Annotated in this window: 18 protein-coding genes; 9 read left to right on the top strand and 9 right to left on the bottom strand. The window is 64.3% G+C overall.

Going from position 1 to position 19,018, the window contains the following annotated elements; all coding sequences use genetic code 11:
* Positions 1-12: 12 nt before the first annotated feature.
* Positions 13-1,101 (bottom strand): citrate synthase/methylcitrate synthase, encoded by a 1,089-nt coding sequence (locus LB554_RS22660; protein WP_224587048.1) that lies wholly within the window; start codon positions 1,099-1,101, stop codon positions 13-15.
* 93 nt (positions 1,102-1,194) lie between these two features.
* Between LB554_RS22660 and LB554_RS22665 the strand changes: the two genes are divergently transcribed.
* Complete coding sequence (locus LB554_RS22665; protein WP_140712630.1) at positions 1,195-2,337, top strand: citrate synthase; 1,143 nt, start codon at positions 1,195-1,197, stop codon at positions 2,335-2,337.
* Positions 2,338-2,357: 20 nt separating this feature from the next.
* Here the strand turns inward: LB554_RS22665 and phaR are convergent, their stop codons facing one another.
* A complete protein-coding gene (phaR, locus tag LB554_RS22670; RefSeq protein WP_015315307.1) occupies positions 2,358-2,966 on the bottom strand; it encodes a polyhydroxyalkanoate synthesis repressor PhaR in 609 nt (202 codons plus the stop codon).
* A gap of 81 nt (positions 2,967-3,047) precedes the next feature.
* Positions 3,048-3,275: a hypothetical protein gene (locus LB554_RS22675; protein WP_140616661.1), complete on the bottom strand. Its 228-nt coding sequence runs from the start codon at positions 3,273-3,275 to the stop codon at positions 3,048-3,050.
* Between LB554_RS22675 and LB554_RS22680 the strand changes: the two genes are divergently transcribed.
* The 7 genes from LB554_RS22680 (at position 3,262) to LB554_RS22710 (ending at position 11,288) form a co-directional block, all read left to right on the top strand.
* Positions 3,262-4,440: an acetyl-CoA C-acetyltransferase gene (locus tag LB554_RS22680; protein WP_015315306.1), complete on the top strand. Its 1,179-nt coding sequence runs from the start codon at positions 3,262-3,264 to the stop codon at positions 4,438-4,440. The two genes, LB554_RS22675 and LB554_RS22680, sit on opposite strands and share 14 nt — an antisense overlap.
* A 106-nt stretch (positions 4,441-4,546) precedes the next feature.
* Positions 4,547-5,272 carry an acetoacetyl-CoA reductase gene (gene phbB, locus LB554_RS22685; RefSeq protein WP_015315305.1) on the top strand — a complete coding sequence of 242 codons (726 nt, stop codon included), beginning with the start codon at positions 4,547-4,549 and terminating at the stop codon, positions 5,270-5,272.
* A 196-nt stretch (positions 5,273-5,468) separates the two neighbouring features.
* A complete protein-coding gene (locus LB554_RS22690; RefSeq protein ID WP_140822543.1) occupies positions 5,469-5,771 on the top strand; it encodes a hypothetical protein in 303 nt (100 codons plus the stop codon).
* Between the two features lie 232 nt (positions 5,772-6,003).
* Positions 6,004-9,372 carry a helicase-related protein gene (locus LB554_RS22695; protein WP_224587064.1) on the top strand — a complete coding sequence of 1,123 codons (3,369 nt, stop codon included), beginning with the start codon at positions 6,004-6,006 and terminating at the stop codon, positions 9,370-9,372.
* A gap of 10 nt (positions 9,373-9,382) precedes the next feature.
* The gene (locus LB554_RS22700; RefSeq protein WP_224587050.1) at positions 9,383-9,769 is read left to right on the top strand and encodes an RNA-binding S4 domain-containing protein; all 387 of its coding nucleotides are present in this window, start codon (positions 9,383-9,385) and stop codon (positions 9,767-9,769) included.
* Between the two features lie 229 nt (positions 9,770-9,998).
* The gene (gene fdxA, locus LB554_RS22705; RefSeq protein WP_015315302.1) at positions 9,999-10,337 is read left to right on the top strand and encodes a ferredoxin FdxA; all 339 of its coding nucleotides are present in this window, start codon (positions 9,999-10,001) and stop codon (positions 10,335-10,337) included.
* Between the two features lie 369 nt (positions 10,338-10,706).
* On the top strand, positions 10,707-11,288 hold the full coding sequence (locus LB554_RS22710) for a CarD family transcriptional regulator (protein ID WP_015315301.1): 582 nt from the start codon (positions 10,707-10,709) through the stop codon (positions 11,286-11,288).
* A gap of 78 nt (positions 11,289-11,366) precedes the next feature.
* Here LB554_RS22710 and LB554_RS22715 read toward each other — a convergent pair whose 3' ends face one another.
* The 3 genes from LB554_RS22715 to LB554_RS22725 all read right to left on the bottom strand — a co-directional run bounded on the left by LB554_RS22715 (position 11,367) and on the right by LB554_RS22725 (position 13,723).
* Positions 11,367-12,137, bottom strand: coding sequence for an amino acid ABC transporter ATP-binding protein (locus LB554_RS22715; RefSeq protein WP_140874794.1), 771 nt, complete (start codon positions 12,135-12,137; stop codon positions 11,367-11,369).
* Positions 12,134-12,814 carry an ABC transporter permease subunit gene (locus LB554_RS22720; RefSeq protein WP_141906739.1) on the bottom strand — a complete coding sequence of 227 codons (681 nt, stop codon included), beginning with the start codon at positions 12,812-12,814 and terminating at the stop codon, positions 12,134-12,136. Before LB554_RS22720 ends, LB554_RS22715 begins: the two co-directional genes overlap by 4 nt.
* Before the next feature lie 135 nt (positions 12,815-12,949).
* Entirely contained in the window at positions 12,950-13,723 is a 774-nt protein-coding gene (locus LB554_RS22725; RefSeq protein ID WP_140616657.1) for an amino acid ABC transporter substrate-binding protein, read from the bottom strand.
* A gap of 301 nt (positions 13,724-14,024) precedes the next feature.
* Here LB554_RS22725 and LB554_RS22730 point away from each other — a divergent pair, with 301 nt between their 5' ends.
* Positions 14,025-14,888: an RNA polymerase factor sigma-32 gene (locus LB554_RS22730; protein ID WP_015315297.1), complete on the top strand. Its 864-nt coding sequence runs from the start codon at positions 14,025-14,027 to the stop codon at positions 14,886-14,888.
* 16 nt (positions 14,889-14,904) lie between these two features.
* On the opposite strand, the gene LB554_RS22735 is transcribed toward LB554_RS22730, so the two are convergent.
* The 3 genes from LB554_RS22735 to thiP all read right to left on the bottom strand — a co-directional run bounded on the left by LB554_RS22735 (position 14,905) and on the right by thiP (position 19,001).
* Positions 14,905-16,374, bottom strand: coding sequence for a M48 family metalloprotease (locus LB554_RS22735; protein ID WP_023784820.1), 1,470 nt, complete (start codon positions 16,372-16,374; stop codon positions 14,905-14,907).
* A 229-nt stretch (positions 16,375-16,603) separates the two neighbouring features.
* Positions 16,604-17,380, bottom strand: coding sequence for a thiamine ABC transporter ATP-binding protein (gene thiQ, locus LB554_RS22740; RefSeq protein WP_140874790.1), 777 nt, complete (start codon positions 17,378-17,380; stop codon positions 16,604-16,606).
* On the bottom strand, positions 17,373-19,001 hold the full coding sequence (gene thiP, locus LB554_RS22745; protein WP_224587051.1) for a thiamine/thiamine pyrophosphate ABC transporter permease: 1,629 nt from the start codon (positions 18,999-19,001) through the stop codon (positions 17,373-17,375). The genes thiQ and thiP overlap by 8 nt, the downstream gene beginning before the upstream one ends.
* Between the last annotated feature and the right edge of the window lie 17 nt (positions 19,002-19,018).

Consider the following 19,018-nt stretch of genomic DNA (forward strand, 5'->3'; position numbering starts at 1 on the left):
GGCAAATGGGAGCTAGGCGACGAGGTCCGGCACAGGCCCGATATAGCGTGACTGCGGACGGATCAGCCGTCCGGTGGTCTGCTGCTCGCGCGCGTGCGCAACCCACCCGGCGACGCGTCCGGCTGCGAAGACATTGCTGAACGCCTCGGGCGGAAACCCTGCCGCCTCCAGCACCAGTGCGGTGTAGAATTCGACATTGGTCTGCAGCGAACGCTGCGGCTTGGCGACCCGGAGCACGTCGAGCGCGGTTTGCTCGACCGTCTCGGCGAAAGCCAGCCGCCTGCCGGTGTCGCCCTCACCGCCAAGCTTGCGCACCACCGCTTTCAGGACATCGGCACGCGGATCGCGCACGCGGTAGATGCGGTGACCGAAGCCCATGATGCGTTCGCCATGCGCGATCTCGTCGCGCAGCCAGGTGGCCGCATCGCCATGCGCGGCGATGGCGTCGAGCATCTCGATGACCGGGCCGGGCGCGCCGCCATGCAGCGGCCCCTTGAGCGCTCCAAGCCCGGCCAGCACCGACGATGTCAGGCCCGCCAGGGTCGAAGCGACGACGCGGGTGGCGAAGGTCGAGGCATTGAGGCCATGATCGCAAACGGTCACCAGATAGGTGTCGAGCGCGTTTGCCAATGCCGGCGACGGGACCGATCCCCTGAGCATCCGCAACATGTCGGTGGCATGATCCGCCTTGCCGTCGGGTGCGATCGGCTGCTCGCCGCGCCGCAGGCGCAGCAAGGCCGGCGTCAGCACCGCCGGCGCAGCGATCAGCCGCAAGGCGTCCGCCAGCGTTTCGCCATCCGGCAGCAAGGCCATGCCGGCGCGCATGGCGCTGTAGATTTCGAGCGGCGCCAGCAGGCGCAGCGAAGGCGCGAGCCGGTCGAAGACCTCGGTGCGTGCCCCGCCTAACCTTGCCGCCAGTTCGGCGTCACCGGACAGATCGTCGAAGAAGCCGTCCAGCAGCAGGCGGACGACCCGGGCGTAACTCCATCGTCCAGCCAAGTCCCCAAGCGAATGGCCTCGGATCGTCAGGCGGCCGCCCAGGCCATCCACGTCGGACAGCACGGTTTCGGCCGCCACCACCTCATCGAGCCCGTTCGCCATGGCCTTGTCTCCTTGAAGCTTTTCCTGGTGGGAGATAAGGATGGGCGCCATAAGCATCAATCTTGATCAATAGAATCAATATCCGAGCTCGATATGTCCGAATGGTTGTCGCGGGAAGAGGCGCTGGAAAGGCTCCGGGTGAGGCCGCAGACGCTCTATGCCTATGTCAGCCGCGGCCGCATCGGCATGCGCCCGGATCGGGCCGATCCGCGCCGCAGCCAGTACCGCGCCGACGACATCGCGGCGCTGGCAACGCGAAGGGCGCGCGGGCGCAGCCCCTCGGCCATTGCCGAAAGCGCGATCGCCTGGGGCGAGCCGTCGCTCGTCACCGCGATCTCGACCGTCTGGCACGGCAACCTCATCTATCGGGGCCGGGATGCCGTTGCGCTGTCCGACCATGCCACGCTGGAAGAAACCGCTGGACTGCTCTGGGCTCTGTCCGGCCCGGTCCATTTCGAAGCATCGCCACCAGATGCGCCGCGCCCGACCGGCCGCGCCCAGGCGTTCGTGCAACTCGCTTTGCTTGCCGGCCAGGCGCGGTCTTCGCTTGGACGAAATGCTGCCTCGCTGTGCACTGATGCCGCACGCGCGATCGGTGTGCTGGCCAGCGCCCTCGGTGCCGAGGCGGGGCCGGAACCGGTGCACCAGCGATTGGCGCGGGGCTGGTCGGTGGACGATGAAGGCGCGGATGCGATCCGGCGTGCGCTTGTGCTGCTTGCCGATCACGAACTCAACGCGTCGACCTTCGCGGCCCGCGTCGCCGCCTCGACCGGAGCCTCGCCCGCCGCTTGTCTGCTGGCCGGCCTGACGACACTGTCAGGTCCCCGCCACGGCGGCGCCGGCGAAGCCGTGATGCAACTCGCCGAAGACGCGGGACGGCATGGTGCCGATGCCGCGATCCGGCACTGGCTTGGCCACGACCGGCCACTGCCGGGATTCGGCCACCAGCTCTATCCCGAGGGCGATCCCCGGGCCACGGCGCTTCTGGCGGCCTTCGACAACACCGATGAAACATTGCGGTCGCTGGAAACCGCCGCCATGGCGGCGACCGGCGCCCAACCGAATATCGATTTTGCCCTGGCCGTGCTGGCGCGCAGCCTTGGCTTGCCGCGCGATGCACCGTTCCACCTCTTCGCGCTTGGACGCAGCGTCGGCTGGGCGGCACATCTGGTCGAACAGATCGTGACCGGCAGCATCATCCGGCCGCGCGGCCGCTATGAGGGATTGCTGCCGTAAATCGCGTGAGCGCTATGCGCTCACGACATCGTATCGAGCTTGCGCTGCATGGCCGCGATCTGGTCCTTCAACTGCTGCAGATCGTCGGACTTCTCCGGCGCTTCCTTCCTGGCCGGCTCGGCGGGGGCCGCTGCCGGTGCCGAGCCGGCGGGCGGAAAAGGCGTGAACAGCCGCATCGCGTTCTGGAACATTTCCATGTTTCGGCGCGTCTGTTCTTCCAGCGCCTTGATCGGCGTCGCCATCTTCATCACGTCCAGTGGCGACTTGCCGATGGCGCCCTTCATCTGCTCGCGGAACCGCTCTTGTTCCTTGGAGAAGGCGATCATCGATTGCTCGAGGAAACTCGGCACGATCATCTGCATCTGGTCGCCGTAGAAGGCGATCAGCTGGCGCAGGAACGGGATCGGCAGCATGTTCTGCCCGTCCTTGTTCTCCAGCTCGAAGATGATCTGGGTCAGCACCGGATGCGTGATGTCGTCGCCGGTCTTGGCGTCCTGGACGGTGAACTCCTCGCCCTTCTTGACCATCTCGGCCAGATCCTCGAGCGTCACATACGTACTCGTCCCCGTATTATAGAGGCGGCGATTGGCGTATTTCTTGATAATGATAGGGTCGTCTTTTGCGGCCATCTGCATCCTCCCCGGATCCCGGCACGCCTGAGTAAGCAGCCGGTAACGATTGCGCCCTTTTTGAGGATATGCGCAAAAGCCCTACAATTCCAAGCAGTTTGTGCACTGCGGGATCATATAATGCTGCATAGCAGGCAAAATATGCTGCGCGGCAGCGACCGGACCGCCGACACCACGATGCGCGGCCCGCTTGCGGCGCATCGGCGCCATGCCGATTTCCGGTTTGACTTGGGGGTGGGAAAGGGCAAAAAAGTCCTCAACGGCACAACAACACCCTTGAAGTCTGGAGAAGAAAATGTCCGCTTCCATTGTCATTGCCAGCGCCGCGCGCACGGCTGTAGGCTCCTTCAACGGCGCCTTCGCCGCCACGCCCGCGCATGAGCTCGGCGCCGTCGTCGTGCAGGAACTTTTGGCGCGTGCCGGGGTCGAACCGGCCGAGATCGACGAGGTCATCCTCGGCCAGGTGCTGACCGCGGCGCAAGGCCAGAACCCGGCCCGCCAGGCCTCGATCCTTGCCGGACTGCCCAAGGAGACCACCGCCTGGGGCCTCAACCAGGTTTGCGGTTCGGGCCTGCGCGCCATCGCGCTCGGCATGCAGCAGATCGCCACCGGCGACGCCAAGGTAATCATTGCCGGCGGCCAGGAATCGATGTCGCTGTCGCCGCACGCCGAGCACCTGCGCGCCGGCGTCAAGATGGGCGACTACAAGATGATCGACACCATGATCAAGGACGGGCTGTGGGACGCCTTCAATGGCTACCACATGGGCAACACCGCCGAGAACGTCGCCCGCCAGTTCCAGATCACCCGCGACGACCAGGACCAGTTCGCACTGGCCTCCCAGAACAAGGCCGAGGCCGCGCAGAAGGCGGGCAAGTTCAAGGACGAGATCGTCGCCTTCACCATCAAGGGCAAGAAGGGCGATACGGTTGTCGATCAGGACGAATACATCCGCCACGGCGCCACGATCGATGCCATGACCAAGCTGAAGCCGGCCTTCGACAAGGATGGCACGGTGACCGCCGCCAATGCCTCCGGCATCAATGACGGTGCCGCCGGCGCGCTGCTGATGAGCGAAGCGGAAGCCGCAAGGCGTGGCATCACCCCGCTGGCGCGCATCGCCTCCTGGGCGACCGCCGGCGTCGATCCGGCGATCATGGGCACCGGACCCATTCCCGCTTCACGCAAGGCCTTGGAACGGGCCGGTTGGTCGGCAGGGGATCTCGACCTTGTCGAGGCCAATGAGGCGTTCGCCGCACAGGCCTGCGCCGTCAACAAGGACATGGGCTGGGATCCCTCGATCGTCAACGTCAATGGCGGCGCCATCGCCATCGGCCACCCGATCGGCGCCTCGGGCGCCCGCATCTTCAACACGCTGGTCTTCGAAATGCGCCGGCGCGGCGCCAAGAAGGGGCTGGCCACCCTATGCATCGGCGGCGGCATGGGCGTCGCCATGTGCGTGGAGGCTTTCTGATAGACTTTGGACGGGCGGCGCAAGCCGCCCGTTTCACATGTGGTGCCTGTCGTAAATCCAGTGCCTGCCAAGCCCGACAACAGGGCGATTTCAAAAGGGGAAATGCATGACCAAGGTTGCAATCGTCACGGGTGGATCGCGTGGCATCGGCGCGGCGATCTCGATCGCTTTGAAGAACGCCGGCTATTCGGTTGCCGCGAACTACGCCGGCAATGACGAGGCGGCGGCGAAGTTCAAGGCGCAGACCGGCATTCCGGTCTACAAATGGTCGGTCGCCGACTATGACGCTTGCGCGGCCGGTATCAAACAAGTCGAGGCCGACCTCGGCCCTGTCTCGGTGCTGGTCAACAATGCCGGCATCACCCGCGACGCCATGTTCCACAAGATCACCCGCGAGCAGTGGAAAGAGGTGATCGATACCAATCTGTCCGGTGTCTTCAACATGACCCATCCGCTGTGGGGCGGCATGCGCGACCGCAAGTTCGGCCGCGTCATCACCATCTCCTCGATCAACGGCCAGAAGGGCCAGGCCGGTCAGGTCAATTACTCCGCCGCCAAGGCCGGCGACATCGGCTTCTCGAAGGCGCTCGCCCAGGAAGGCGCCCGCGCGGGCATCACCGTCAACGTCATCTGCCCTGGCTACATCGCCACCGAGATGGTCAAGGCAATCGACGAAAAGGTGCTCAACGAGCGCATCATCCCGCAAATCCCCGTGGGTCGCCTTGGCGAACCGGAAGAGATCGCGCGCTGCGTGGTCTTCCTCGCTTCGCAAGATGCCGGTTTCATCACCGGCTCGACCCTCACCGCCAATGGCGGCCAGTACTTCGTCTGAGACGTCTGCTCGCGCAGTCCAACGCTGCGGATTCATGCGTACCCTGCGATAAGCGGACCGGAAAATCGGTCCGCTTCCAAATGGCGCCTGACTCTTGGAAGACGCCGCTGTGACGCAATGCCCCAATCCGGCACGCAAAGCTTAATGCCGGTAGGCGCGTCTGTGCGAACCCTGTGATCAAGCCTGTGGATTCTCGGTGGATAAGCTGTTCACAACACAAGATATTGGGGGAACAAAAAGAGAAAATACGGCCGGCGCTGCTTTGTCGCCGATTCGTTCCGGCTTTGAGCCCAATGTTAAGATTAATGGCCGCGATAAGCTGCTATTCTTTAACGTCGAGTTTAGAAAGATTAACAGTTTCATAAGTTTAACGGGGCGCGCACCGTATCGCCCTCATCGTTCCCGGCGAAAGTTAACGGAAGGACCCGCCCAGCATAAAACGGGCCAGTTCGGCGATTCAGCATGTGGTGAGACTCGTGGAAACAAAATCCATATCTAGCCGTGAACAAAAGCTGAATCTGACGGAGTCGCCGATTCGTCGCTGATTCGTTCCAGACTCGTTCCAACTGTTAAGCAGGGGCTGATTTGCGGAGTGAGACGGGCGTCTCCGGAACCCTGCCGGAACATTCTGCTTTCGCTTCGCGCCCGAAATCCCTATGTGTCGGCTGTCATACGCGCCGTCCTGGCACGCTCCCGACCACGAGAGGCCAGAAAGCCTTATTTCCGAGCCGATGAACATCCAGCCGAAACACACCGAGCCGCTGATCCTGTCGGGCCGCGACGTGACCGCCGTGCTTGGGCCGACCAACACCGGCAAGACCCATCTCGCCATCGAGCGCATGGTGGCGCACGAAACCGGTGTCATCGGCCTGCCGCTGAGGCTGCTGGCCCGCGAGGTCTACACGCGCGTCTGCGAAAAGGTCGGTGCCAACAAAGTGGCGCTGATCACCGGCGAGGAGAAGATCCAGCCGCCGGGCGCCAGATATTCGGTCTGCACCGTCGAAGCCATGCCGCGTGAAACCGACGCCGCCTTTGTTGCCATCGACGAGGTGCAACTGGCCGGCGACCTCGAGCGCGGCCATATCTTCACCGACCGCATCCTGCATCTGCGCGGCCGCCAGGAGACGCTGCTGCTTGGCGCGGCCACCATGCACGGCATTCTCCAGCGGCTGCTGAAAGGCATCTCCGTGGTGACGCGGCCGCGGCTGTCGCATCTGGCCTATGCCGGCTCCAAGAAACTGACCCGCTTGCCCAGGCGCACCGCGATCGTTGCCTTCTCCGCCGACGAGGTCTATGCCATCGCCGAACTCATCCGCCGCCAGCAGGGTGGTGCGGCCGTCGTGCTCGGGGCGCTGTCGCCCCGCACCCGCAACGCCCAGGTGGCGCTGTTCCAGTCGGGCGATGTCGACTATCTCATTGCCACCGACGCGATCGGCATGGGCCTCAACCTCGACCTCGACCATGTCGCCTTCGCCCAGAACCGCAAGTTCGACGGCTACCACTACCGCAATCTGACGGCGGCGGAGCTCGGCCAGATCGCCGGCCGCGCCGGCCGGCATCTGCGCGATGGCACGTTCGGCGTCACCGGCCAGGTCGATCCGCTGGACGAGGACCTGGTCCAGAAGATCGAGGGCCATGACTTCGACCCGGTGAAGGTGCTGCAGTGGCGCACCGCCCAATTCGATTTCGCCAGCCTCGATGCGCTGAAGCGCTCGATCGAGACCAACGCCCCGGTCGAGGGTCTGACACGCGCGCTGCCGGCCGTCGATGCGCAAGCGCTCGAACATCTCTCCCGCGACGAAGACATCCGCGCGCTCGCCACCAACGCCAAGCGCGTGGCGCTGCTGTGGGAAGCCTGCGCCCTGCCCGACTATCGCAAGATCGCGCCTGCCCAGCATGCCGACCTCATCGCCTCGATCTACATGGATCTCGCCCGGCAGGGCCATGTCGACGAGAACTACATGGCCGAACAGGTGCGCCGCGCCGACACCACCGAGGGCGACATCGACACGCTGTCGCACCGCATCGCCCAGATCCGCACCTGGACATTCGTGTCGAACCGGCCCGGCTGGCTGGCCGATCAGGCACACTGGCAGGAAAAGACGCGCGAAATCGAAGACAGATTGTCGGATGCGCTGCATGAGCGGTTGACGAAACGCTTCGTAGACCGCAGGACTTCCGTCCTCATGCGGCGCCTTAGAGAAAATACCATGCCTGAAGCCGAAATCAGTCCTACCGGAACCGTCCTTGTCGAAGGCCATCATGTCGGCGAGTTGCAAGGGTTCCGCTTCACCGCCGACCAGACCGCCGGCGGCGAAGACGCCAAGGCCGTGCGCACTGCCGCGCAAAAAGCGCTTGCCGCCGAGTTCGAGGCACGCGCGGAGCGCTTCGGCGCCTGCGCCAATGGCGATCTCGCGCTCGGTTCGGACGGCACGCTGCGCTGGATCGGCGCGCCGATAGGCACGCTGGTCTCGGGCGAAGACGCGCTGAAGCCGCGCCTGGTGTTGCTGGCTGACGAACAGCTGACGGGTCCGGCGCGCGACAAGGTCGCGGCGCGAGCCGAACGCTTCGTCAATTTCCAGATCGAGTCGTTGTTGAAGCCGCTGGTCGATCTGAAAAACGCCGAGCAGATTTCCGGCATCGGCCGTGGCATCGCTTTCCAGCTGGTCGAGAATTTCGGCCTCATCAACCGTCGTGACATCGCCGAAGAGATGAAATCCTTGGACCAGGAAGGCCGCGCGGCGCTGCGCCGGCTTGGCGTCCGCTTCGGCGCCTACCACGTGTTCGTGCCGGCGCTGATCAAGCCGGCACCCGCCGGGCTGGTGACGCTGCTGTGGGCGTTGAAGAACGACGGCAAGGACAAGCCAGGCTTCGGCGACGTCGTCCACGCGCTGGCGTCGGGCCGCACCTCTGTTGTCATCGACCCGGCCTTCGACAAGGCCTTCTACAAGCTCGCTGGCTACCGCAATCTCGGCCGCCGCGCCGTGCGCATCGACATTCTGGAGCGGCTGGCCGACCTGATCCGCCCGGCGACCAACTGGAAGCCCGGCCTTGGCCAGCGTCCGGACGGCGCCTATGACGGCCAGTCCTTCATGGTGACGCCGCCGATGATGTCGATCCTTGGCGCCACCGCCGACGACATGGAAGAGATCCTCAAGGGTCTTGGCTATCGCGCCGAGCCGAAGCCGGCCGCGGAAGTCAAGGCACGGCTGGAAGCGCAGGACAATGCCGCGCGGGAAGCCGCCGCGGCCAGGCAGGCAGCCGAAGAAGCAGCCCGCGCGGAACAAGCCAAGGCGGCGGAAGAGTCGGCCGCCGAGGGAGCCGAACTGGTGCCGGATGCGGCAACCGACGTGGAGACGGAGGTTCCAGCAGAAGTCGCCGCCGACGCGCCGGTGGAAGCTGTCGCGCAAGAGCAGGCGGAAGCCACCGCTGAAGTTGCGGAGGAACCTGTAGCCGAAGCCGCTGTTGAAGCCGCCGAGCCGGCGCCGGTTGAGCCGCGGGCCGAACCTGAAACTGCCGAGGTAGACGCGGCACCCACGGAGGAAACCGCAGCGGCGGAGCCCGCCGTCGAAGCCTCCGCGTTGACGGAAGCCGCCGAACCGGCTGCCGTGGCGGAAGCCGCCGGCGAACCCGTGCCGGAAGCCGAAGCTCCAAAGCCGATCCTGCTGTGGCGCCAAGGTCGCTTCGACCAGCGTCCGCGTCATCGCGACGGCCGCAACAACCGGCCGCAAAACGGACAGGCGCGCGGCCGAAGCAACGCGCCGGCCGGCGGCGAACAGGCAGCAGCCGCGCCCGCGGACCGTCCCGCGCACGAAGGGCGCCGCGACGGCGCCGGAAAGCCGCGCTTCGACCGCTCGAAGTTCAAGCCCAAGCCGCAAGCTGAGGGCGCTGAGCGCCGCGACGGCCGCCCGCAGGGCGAGCGTCCCGAGCGCCGAGAAGGGCGGCCAGACTGGAAGGGCGGCAGGCCGGAAGGCAAGGGTGCCGATCGCGGCGGAAAGCCCGCTTTCCAGCCCAAGCCGCGCGAGGAGCGCCCGGTGCGTTTCGATCCGGACTCACCCTTCGCCAAGCTCGCCGCCTTGCGCGACCAATTGAAGAAGTAAACTCGCTTCGATGGTTGCTGAAGGCCGTCAGCGCATCGACAAATGGCTGTTCTTCTCGCGCGCGGTGAAATCGCGCTCGCTGGCGGCCAAATTGGTGGTCGCCGGCCGCGTGCGCATCAATCGCGACAAAGCAGCGCAGGCCTCCGATCTGGTGAAGCCAGGCGACGTGCTGACCATCACGCTCGACCGGCGTATTTTCGTCTGGAAGGTGCTCGGCGCTGGCGCGCGGCGCGGCCCGTCCGAGGAAGCCCGCACCCTTTATCAAGACATGTCGCCCCCGACCGCACCGAAGGGCGACGCCCCGCCCGATGCTATCGCGGCGCTGCGCGAGGCAGGCAGCGGCCGCCCCACCAAAAAAGAGCGTCGCCAGACCGACCGATTGCGCGACGAAGATTGAGCCTGCCGATCGACGCAGATGTGCGCTCCCGCGGCAACGGCAACCAAAAGCGGATTTTGCACCGGCAAACCAACGTCGGTGAGGGATGCGGGACCGTCGCGGCACCGCCGATCTGAAATTCAATTCCCAAACTCTGGCGCCACTGGGAATGGCTACCCTTGCAAGCAGCCGATAAAGGCGTTACCTCACGGAAAAAGCCAACAAAAACGGGACGTCCCGGAGCCGACCGATGACCTATGTCGTGACCGACAACTGCATCAAATGCAAATACATGGACTGCATCGAGGTCTGTCCGGTCGACTGCTTCTACGAAGGCGAGAACATGCTCGTCATCCATCCCGACGAGTGCATCGACTGCGGCGTCTGCGAGCCGGAATGCCCGGCCGACGCGATCAAGCCCGACACCGAGTCCGGCCTCGACAAATGGCTGCAGATCAACACCGAATATGCCGATAAATGGCCCAACATCACCGCCAAGAAGGAGCCGCCGGCCGACGCCAAGAGCTTCGACGGCGAGGCCGGCAAATTCGAGAAATACTTCTCCGCCGAGCCCGGCGAAGGCGATTGACAACACCGCTGTAAAGGCTTGTATGACGCAGCGTAACAGGCACGCCGGATTAACCGCCTTGACAGGCGGCGATTGGTTGTGGCCTTCGCTTACGCAGCAAAACCTTGATTCTTCCGACTTTTTGTGTTACATCAGCGAAACATGCCGGTGACACAACGTCGATTTATGGCGCAGACGCCCCAAATCACTGAAAGGTGAAAATCCCATTCCGGACCAGAGCGATCTGGGCCAGGCGGTCGCAATTCTTGCGGTTTGCCGGTCCCGGCTTTTCCGGTGGGTTCATCTGTTGTGCGGCTAATGATCGGTGACCCCGATCACGTGAGTTCAGCCGGCACCGCCGCCGGCCCACAACAAGGAGTTCAGGGCGTAATGGCAACGATCACCCCGCAGAAGAAGTCCACAGCTGCACGTCACGGTTTCAAGACCGGCGAGTTCATCGTCTATCCGGCGCATGGCGTCGGCCAGATCGTCTCGATCGACGAGCAGGAAGTGGCTGGCCACAAGCTGGAACTGTTCGTCATCGACTTCCAGAAGGACAAGATGCGCCTGAAAGTGCCGGTCGCCAAGGCGACCTCGATCGGCATGCGCAAGCTGTCGGAAGAGGATTATGTCGAGCGCGCGCTGAAGGTCGTGCAGGGCCGCGCCCGCGTCAAGCGCACCATGTGGTCGCGCCGCGCCCAGGAATATGATGCCAAGATCAATTCGGGCGACCTGATCTCGATCTCGGAAGTCGTGCGCGACCTCTATCGCGCCGACAACCAGCCGGAGCAGTCCTATTCCGAACGCCAGCTCTACGAGGCGGCACTCGACCGCATGGCCCGCGAGATCGCGGCCGTCAACCGCATGTCGGAAACCGAAGCCGTGCGCCTGATCGAGGTCAACCTCAACAAAGGCCCCAAGCGTGGCGCCAAGGCCGACAATGAGGAAGCCGAGCAGGAAGAAGCTGCCTGAGCTTTTTCGTATTCAAGTTGACGAAAACCCGGCCTCGCGCCGGGTTTTTGTTTTTGGGGAAGGCCGCGATTGTCGCGCCTATGCGCCTCCCTCTTTCTCCGCCGCCTCCTGCTTCAGCGTGGCGATAAACCGCTTGGTGCGTTCGCGCTCCGGATTGCCGAACAGCTTGGCGGATGGCCCTTGCTCGACGATCACGCCGGCATCGAGGAACACCGCCTCCTGGGCGATCTTGGAGGCCAGGCGCAAATCATGCGTCGCCATCACCATGGTCGTTCCCTCGCTGGCGAGCTGACCCAGCACATCGACCACCTCCTGCGCCAGCTCAGGGTCGAGCGCCGAAGTCGGTTCGTCGCACAGCAGCACCTTCGGCGACGGCGCCAAGGCGCGGGCGATCGCCACGCGCTGCTGCTGGCCGCCCGACAGCGTCGCCGGCCAGGCATCGGCCTTATGCACCATGCCGACCTTCTCCAGCAGCGCGAGTGCCCGCTCATGTGCCTTCTGCGGCGACCATTTGAGCACCGTAACCAAGCCTTCCATGACATTTTCGATGGCGGTGCGATGCGGAAACAACTGGAAATTTTGAAACACCATGCCGGTCTGCAGGCGCAGACGCCTTATGTCCGCCGCCGGCACCTTCCCGCCCGGGCGGAACTCAAGCGTCTCGTCACCGATCCGCACCGTGCCCGAGGTTGGGATCTCCAGCAGGTTGATGCAGCGCAGCAGCGTGCTTTTCCCCCCGCCGGAAGGGCCGACAAGCGCGGTGACGCTGCCTTCGGCGATGGCGACAGTCACCCCCTTCAGCACGAGATTGTCCCCGAAACGCTTTTCGATGTTGGTGAGGCTGATCATGAGCGTGCCTCCAGGAAGCCGCCATAGCGGTTGAGCCGCTCCTCCAGTCGCGTCTGCAAGGCCGACAGTACCGAACTCATCGCCAGATAGAGGATCGCCGCCTCGACATAGAGGATGAGCGGCTCATAGGTGGTGGCGACGATGCGTTGCGCCGCCTGGAACATTTCCGGCACGGTGATGGCGGCGGCCAGCGACGTGTCCTTGACCAGCGAGATGAAGGTGTTGGAGAGCGGCGGTACCGCCACCCGTCCGGCTTGCGGCAGAATGGTGCGCCGCATCGCCTGGCTCCAGGTCATCCCGATCGAATAGGCGGCCTCCCACTGGCCCTTGGGCACCGAGCCGATGGCCGCCCGGATGATTTCCGACGTGTAGGCCCCGATGTTGAGCGTGAAGCCGATCAGCGCCGCAGTGAAGGCGTCAAGCAGGATGCCGACCGACGGCAGGCCGTAGAAGATCAGGAAAAGCTGCACCAGGAGCGGCGTGCCGCGGAAGATCCAGACATAGAAGCGCACGAGCGCAACCAGCGGCTTCGGGCCGAACAGCCTGCCGAGCGCCGCGCCCAGCCCTACCGTCAGGCCGAGCAGGAAGGACAGCAACGTCAGCGGCACGGTAAAGATCAACGCTGCCCACAGCAGCGAGGGCAGCGAGTCCAGCATCAGTTGCAGCCAGTGCGGCACGAAAGATCCTCCGGAATGGACGGGGAGCGTCATCGAAGCGAATGCCCCAGCCATATCACGACAAAAGCGGCGAGCCGTCAAAGACGACTCGCCGCTGGATACGTCACAGGGCGACAGCCGGCCCCGCTTGGTGAATTACTTCGAGACGTCCTGGCCGAAATAGGTGTTGGCGATCTTCTGGTAGGTGCCGTCCGCCTTGATGTCGGCCAGCGCCTTGTTGATGGCCGCGACCAGCTCCGGATCGCCCTTGCGCACGATGACGCCGGAGTAATCGGCATTCTCTTCCTGGGCGGCGATCTTCACATTGGCGTCGGGCTTGTGCTTCTTGAAGTCTAGGAACGACAGGCTGTCATTGATGGTAGCGTCCGCACGGCCGGTCAAAAGCAGCTGGATCGACTGGTCGAAGCCGTCGGTGCCGACCAGTTCGGCGCCATTGGACTCGGCCAGCTTGCCGAAATTGGATGTCAGCGACTGCGCCGACTTCTTGCCCTTGAGGTCGGCGAAGGTTTTGATGTCGGTGTTGTCGCCGCGCACGATCAGCACTGCCTTGGACGCGATATAGGGATCGGAAAAGTCGTACTTGGCCTTGCGGGCGTCGGTGATGCCGACTTCGTTGATGACGGCATCATAACGGTTGACGTCGAGGCCGGCGATCAGCCCGTCCCACTTGCCTTCGAGGAACTCAGCCTTGACGCCGAGCTTATCGGCGATCGCCTTGGCGATCTCGACATCGAAGCCAACCAGCGCGCCGGAAGCGTCATGGTAGGTGAAGGGAGCGTAGGTGCCCTCCGTACCGACCTTGATGATTCCGGCCTGCTTGATCTGGTCGAGATTGGCGCCGGCGTGGCCCGATGCGACGGCCAGGGCCTGCAACGTTCCGGCGATGATGAGTGACTTGAGCCATTTCATTTTTCTGTGATCCCGTCCTTGGCCGGTAACCCGGCATGTTGTGAGGGCTGGAAAATGACAGATGCAGGTCGAAAAAATAAGGAATGAAATTTCAAAGAGAGCGTCTTCCAGAAATCAAATTCTCCGGAAGGAATTCATTCGCAGGCTCGGAAGTTGCAGACAGCTGCGCGGACGCTAGCGCTCGCCCTGCCCGCACCGGCGGAACCTTTCTCGCGCATGACAGTTTTGGCTGTTGTAGGGCACGCCGCCGTCATTTCAAGCCGGTGTCTGCCATTTGCCTCGCCGAGCCACGGAGCGCCTTATGATGGAAGACACGGCAGGACGGATCATGGTCCGCGCGGCAATGAAGGCGCCCTATCTCGAGCGCGAGGAGGAGCATCGGCTGGCATTGCTCTGGAAGGAAGACAACGACCAGAACGCGCTGCACAGCATCACCGTCGCCCACATGCGGCTGGTTATTTCCATGGCCTCGAAATTCCGCCATTACGGACTGCCGCTCGGCGATCTGGTTCAAGAGGGCCATGTCGGACTGCTCGAGGCCGCCGCCCGTTTCGAACCGGAGCGCGAGGTGCGTTTCTCGACCTACGCGACGTGGTGGATCCGCGCCTCGATGCAGGACTACATCCTGCGCAACTGGTCGATCGTGCGTGGTGGCACCAGTTCGGCGCAAAAGGCCCTGTTCTTCAATCTCAGACGCTTGCGTGCGCGTCTCGCGAACGGCGCCGAGCCGCTCTCCAACACAAATCTCTACCGCGAGGTTTCGGTTGCGCTTGGTGTATCCGAGGCTGATGTGGCGATGATGGATTCACGGCTGTCGGCTCCGGATTCTTCGCTGAACGTGCCGCTGGCCGACGATGCGGGCGGCACCGAGCGGATGGATTTCCTGGTCTCGGACGATCCCTTGCCGGACGAAATTGTCGGCGACAAGATCGATGTCGCGCGCCGCTCGCTCTGGCTGAAGGAAGCGCTTCACGCACTCAACGCGCGTGAACTCAGGATCATCGAGGAACGCCGGCTGAATGACGAGGGGGCCACGCTCGAGGCGCTCGGCGAGACGCTCGGCATCTCCAAGGAACGTGTCCGCCAGATCGAGGCGCGCGCCATGGAAAAGCTCAAGGTCGCGCTGGTGAAGCAGAATCCGGAATTCATGGCGACCGCCGCCTGATCTCCCGCTCGGGCTTTTATTTGTCGGTGACGATCTTGACCTTGTCGCCGGCCGAAACCGCGGCCCCCGGCGACAGCGCATTGAGCACGCGGAACAGGTCGAGCTTGCGGTCGACGCCAACCATCTGCGCGGCAAGCGATCCCATGGTCTGTCCCGGCTGCACGGTGAGCACACGAATATGCAGTGGCTTCAGTGCCGCCTTCTCGGCGGGGCTGAGGATACGGAAGGAACCGCTGACCGAGCGCGCCACCGTTTCAAGCGAGGTGCTGGCCGAGGGGGCCGCGGTCAGCAATCGGTAAACCTGGCCGCCGGCGCGGATCACAGCGATATCGAACTGCCAGCCTTCGGCGCCTGCATGGGCGGTCGCCGCCTCATTGCCGTTGATGGTTTCCTGCTTGACGGTGCTGTCGTCGAGCCCGGCCACCCAGCCGCTTCTGATATAGTCGGTCAGGGCGCGGTTCTTGTCGATCGAAACGCCGTCGAAGCGGATCGCTATGTCGCCGGGACCGGTCGCCGTCACGGCCGCCGCCGAATTGTCGATGATGAAACCGTCCGGCACCGTGAACGACACGCCCAAGCCTGGATGCAGGAAGGTTTCGCCGCGCACATAGCCTTCTTCCGGCGTGTCGCCGTAAAGCAGGCCGTCTATGCCGGCGAGGAAGGAATCGCGGTCGCGTGTACCGAAGCCTGGCGCACCGAACTGGCGGGCGTGCCGCTGTGCCAAATCGATGCGTTGCGGCGTGTTGGGGTGCGTTGCCAGGAAGTCGAGGCTGGCGTCGGTGGCGCCGCTGATCGAGCGGAAATCGGTATAGGCCGACATCGATTGCAGGAAGCGGCCGGCGGCATAGGGATCGTAGCCGGCTTCGCCGATCGACTTTATGCCGATGGCGTCAGCCTCAAGCTCCTGGTTGCGCGAGAACTGCGCCAGCCTGAGCTTGCCGCGGATAAGTGCAGCCTTGGCGGTCGGGCTGTCGCCAAGCACATCGGAAACGACCTTGGTCGCCAGACCTTCCTCGGCCTCCAGCTGCTGGCGCTGCAGCCCATGATTGGCGGTGACGTGGCCCATCTCATGCGCGATGACGGCGGCGAGCTCGGACGAATCATTGGCCAGCGCCAAGAGGCCGCGCGTTATGTAGAGATAGCCGCCCGGCAGCGCGAAGGCGTTGACGTTGGGCGAATTGAGGATGGTGATGCGATAGGTCTGGGTTGGGTTCGCCGACACCACGGTCAGATTGCCGACCACCTTGGCGACCATGCGTTCGAGCTTGGGATCGGAATATTCGCCGCCATAGGTCGCCAGGATGCGCGGATGCTGCGCCTTGGCGAGTTCCGCGAGCTTGTTGTTGGCGGCGACATTGTCGACCGTGATCGGCTTGTCGGATGGCTGGAAGCCTGATTCCTGGACTTCCGGAGGCGTGAACATCTGGCAGCTTGCCAGCGCCACGGCAAAGCCGGCCAGCGCCAGAAAGCGCGCCAGCGGGTTCATTCGTAGCCTGTCAACGCCGATCGCCAGAACGGCTTCCTTTCAGGTCCCTGCACATGACCACATGCGCAAAACAAACTGCTACAGTATCCGTCACGCGCCCCTCGGAGCATGCGGCGGAAGCTGTAGGCAAATCACGGCCTGTGCCGGACCGGTATCGAGCGGACCTAGCCACACTACTCCAGTCATGGCAAGCAAGCGCCACATCGCATCGGGCCGGTTTGAGCGTAAATTATGTCCGCTTCCGGGCAATATCTCGTGATAAGGAATCCCCGGCACCGGCTCCGATATAGCGCCGGAATGCCTCCGGACCAGCCCCGGCAAAGAAATCATCCGCCGTGCCGATAGCGGCGACGGCGCCGTTCTCGATAAACACCAGCCTCTGACCGATGCGGCGCGCATCTTGCGGCTGGTGCGTGACGAACAGCACCGTCATGCCACGCTCGGCATGCAGGCCGGCAACCAGGTCGAGCATATCGTCTCGCAAGGCGGGCCCAAGCGAAGCGAAGGGCTCGTCGAGCAGCAGCACCGGGCGGTCACGCACCAGCACGCGAGCCAGGGCAACGCGCTGGCGCTCACCGCCGGAAAGTTCGCGGGGCAGCCGCTTCTCCTTGCCGGCAAGGCCGGTGCGCGCAAGCGCATCGGCGATCGCAGCGCGATCGCCTTCGGCCAGCCGCAACGATGGCGAACGGCCGAGCCCGACATTCTGCTCGACGGAAAGATGCGCGAAAAGGTTGTTTTCCTGAAAAACCATCGACACTGGCCGCGTCGCCGGTGGCGCGGTGCTGACATCGGCCCCGCCGATCAGCACGCGGCCGGATCGCGGCGGCTCGAAGCCGGCCACCAGATTGAGCAGCGTCGACTTTCCGGAGCCGCTCGGTCCCATGATGGCGGTGATTTGCCCCGCCGTGAACTCGGCATCGAAGGTGAACAACGTCTCGCCATAGCTGAACGAAACCTTGTCCAGCCGCACCGAAACCCCTTTGCCGCCAGCCGCCCCGTCAGACATTGCGGGCCGTCTCCTTTCCCAGCCGGTCCGCTGCCAGCACCAGTGCCAGGCAGACAAGGCCGAGCAGCAGCGCCAAGCCGGCGGCGTCCTCGGTTCGGTAGCTGCCCATGCGCGCCAGGAGAAGGTAGGGCAAGGTCTGCACGGAATCACTGCCGAACAGGGCGATGACGCCGAGATCGCCGAGCGACAGTGCCATGGCGAAGGCAAAAGCGGTGGCCAGCGGGCGCCGCAACGTCGGCCAGTCGACCAGCCACAGTCTTGACCAGCCGGAAATTCCAAGCTGCGCGCAAAGCCGCTCGTGACGCTCGCTTGCCGCATCATAGGCGGGACGGATGGCGCGCAGCGCAAAAGGCATCGCCATGACAGCGTTGACGGTGACGACCATGAGCGGGGCGATGGCAAAGACATCGCCGACATGGCGCAGCAACAGGAACCAGCCGGCGCCGACGACGATCGGCGGCACGACCAGGACAAACCCGGCGCCCGTATCGGTGGCATGTTCGAGCAGTGTCCTTGACCCGAAGCGGCGGTTCGACGCCAGCGCCCTGCGCGCCATGGTCAATGCCAGCGAAAGCATCACCGAAAGCAAGGCCGAAAGGAAAGCGAGCACGGCACTGGTCAGCGTCGCCTGACGGACAGTGGCCTCGCCGGCAAGCCGGCCGAGGTCGGCGCCAAGTCCGGCCGCCACGGTCGCCACCATCGGCCCGGCAACGAAGAGCAAGGCCAACACGATGAGCGTCGCGTTCAGCCACGCTTCGGTCCTGTTGACGGAGAGATAGCGGCGCGGCGCGACCGGCAGGTTGATGTCGGCGACGACGTCGGCTCCGAGCCGGGTCAACGCCAGCACCATGATGAAGGTCAAGGCGATCTGCAGCAGTGTCAGCGCGACAGCCCTCGCGGGATCGAAATCGAAGCGCAATGCCTGATAGATGCCGACTTCGAGCGTCGTCGCGGCCGGCCCGCCGCCGAGCGTCAGCACGATGGTGAAGGATGTGATGCACAGCATGAAGACAAGTCCGGCGACACCGGGCAGCGCAGCACGCAGCGTCGGCCATTCGATCAGCCGGAATGCCGGCCGCGCCCCCATGCCGAGCTGGCTCGCCAGCCGCCACTGGTCGGAGGGAATGGTCTGCAGCGCCTCGAGGAGCAGACGTGTGGCCAGCGGCAGGTTGAAGAAGACATGGGCGACGAGAATGCCGGACAGGCCATAGATGCCCGGCCAACCCTGGCCGCCGACGACGCTGAGAAAGCCGGAGAAATAGCCGGCGCGGCCATAGAGCGCCAGGATGCCGAGCGCCGCGACGATCGCCGGCAGCGCCAGCGGCACGGCGAAGAGCTGCAGGATCAAGGCGCGGCCGAAAAACCGTGGATGCCGCGACAGCGCCCGCGCCACGAGCAGGGCCGGCCCGACCGAGAGCAGCGTCGACAGGGCCGCCTGCCAGAGCGTGAAGCGCACGACCCGGAACAGGTAGGGATCGAACGCAGCCCAAGCGCCGGAAAAATCGCGAGCGCCTTCGACAAGCAGCCCCGCAAACGCGCCGCCGATCAAAATGGCGATGGCGGCGAGCCCTATCACGCCAGCTGTGATGCGGGGATCAGAGCGGGTTTGCACACCGCACATCAACGATTGGGTGAAGC

The sequence above is a fragment of the Mesorhizobium sp. CO1-1-11 genome (genome assembly GCF_020164995.1).
GTDB classification, from domain to species: domain Bacteria; phylum Pseudomonadota; class Alphaproteobacteria; order Rhizobiales; family Rhizobiaceae; genus Mesorhizobium; species Mesorhizobium australicum.

Bases quoted from the DNA above. Each gene is read 5' to 3' on its own strand.
- thiQ (WP_140874790.1), bottom strand. From the start codon at position 17,380: ATGTCTGACGGGGCGGCTGGCGGCAAAGGGGTTTCGGTGCGGCTGGAC.
- LB554_RS22665 (WP_140712630.1), top strand. From the start codon at position 1,195: ATGTCCGAATGGTTGTCGCGGGAAGAGGCGCTGGAAAGGCTCCGGGTG.
- LB554_RS22735 (WP_023784820.1), bottom strand. From the start codon at position 16,374: ATGAACCCGCTGGCGCGCTTTCTGGCGCTGGCCGGCTTTGCCGTGGCG.
- LB554_RS22725 (WP_140616657.1), bottom strand. From the start codon at position 13,723: ATGAAATGGCTCAAGTCACTCATCATCGCCGGAACGTTGCAGGCCCTG.
- thiP (WP_224587051.1), bottom strand. From the start codon at position 19,001: ATGTGCGGTGTGCAAACCCGCTCTGATCCCCGCATCACAGCTGGCGTG.
- phbB (WP_015315305.1), top strand. From the start codon at position 4,547: ATGACCAAGGTTGCAATCGTCACGGGTGGATCGCGTGGCATCGGCGCG.
- LB554_RS22730 (WP_015315297.1), top strand. From the start codon at position 14,025: ATGATGGAAGACACGGCAGGACGGATCATGGTCCGCGCGGCAATGAAG.
- LB554_RS22715 (WP_140874794.1), bottom strand. From the start codon at position 12,137: ATGATCAGCCTCACCAACATCGAAAAGCGTTTCGGGGACAATCTCGTG.
- LB554_RS22695 (WP_224587064.1), top strand. From the start codon at position 6,004: ATGAACATCCAGCCGAAACACACCGAGCCGCTGATCCTGTCGGGCCGC.
- LB554_RS22700 (WP_224587050.1), top strand. From the start codon at position 9,383: ATGGTTGCTGAAGGCCGTCAGCGCATCGACAAATGGCTGTTCTTCTCG.
- fdxA (WP_015315302.1), top strand. From the start codon at position 9,999: ATGACCTATGTCGTGACCGACAACTGCATCAAATGCAAATACATGGAC.
- LB554_RS22680 (WP_015315306.1), top strand. From the start codon at position 3,262: ATGTCCGCTTCCATTGTCATTGCCAGCGCCGCGCGCACGGCTGTAGGC.
- phaR (WP_015315307.1), bottom strand. From the start codon at position 2,966: ATGGCCGCAAAAGACGACCCTATCATTATCAAGAAATACGCCAATCGC.
- LB554_RS22660 (WP_224587048.1), bottom strand. From the start codon at position 1,101: ATGGCGAACGGGCTCGATGAGGTGGTGGCGGCCGAAACCGTGCTGTCC.
- LB554_RS22710 (WP_015315301.1), top strand. From the start codon at position 10,707: ATGGCAACGATCACCCCGCAGAAGAAGTCCACAGCTGCACGTCACGGT.
- LB554_RS22675 (WP_140616661.1), bottom strand. From the start codon at position 3,275: ATGGAAGCGGACATTTTCTTCTCCAGACTTCAAGGGTGTTGTTGTGCC.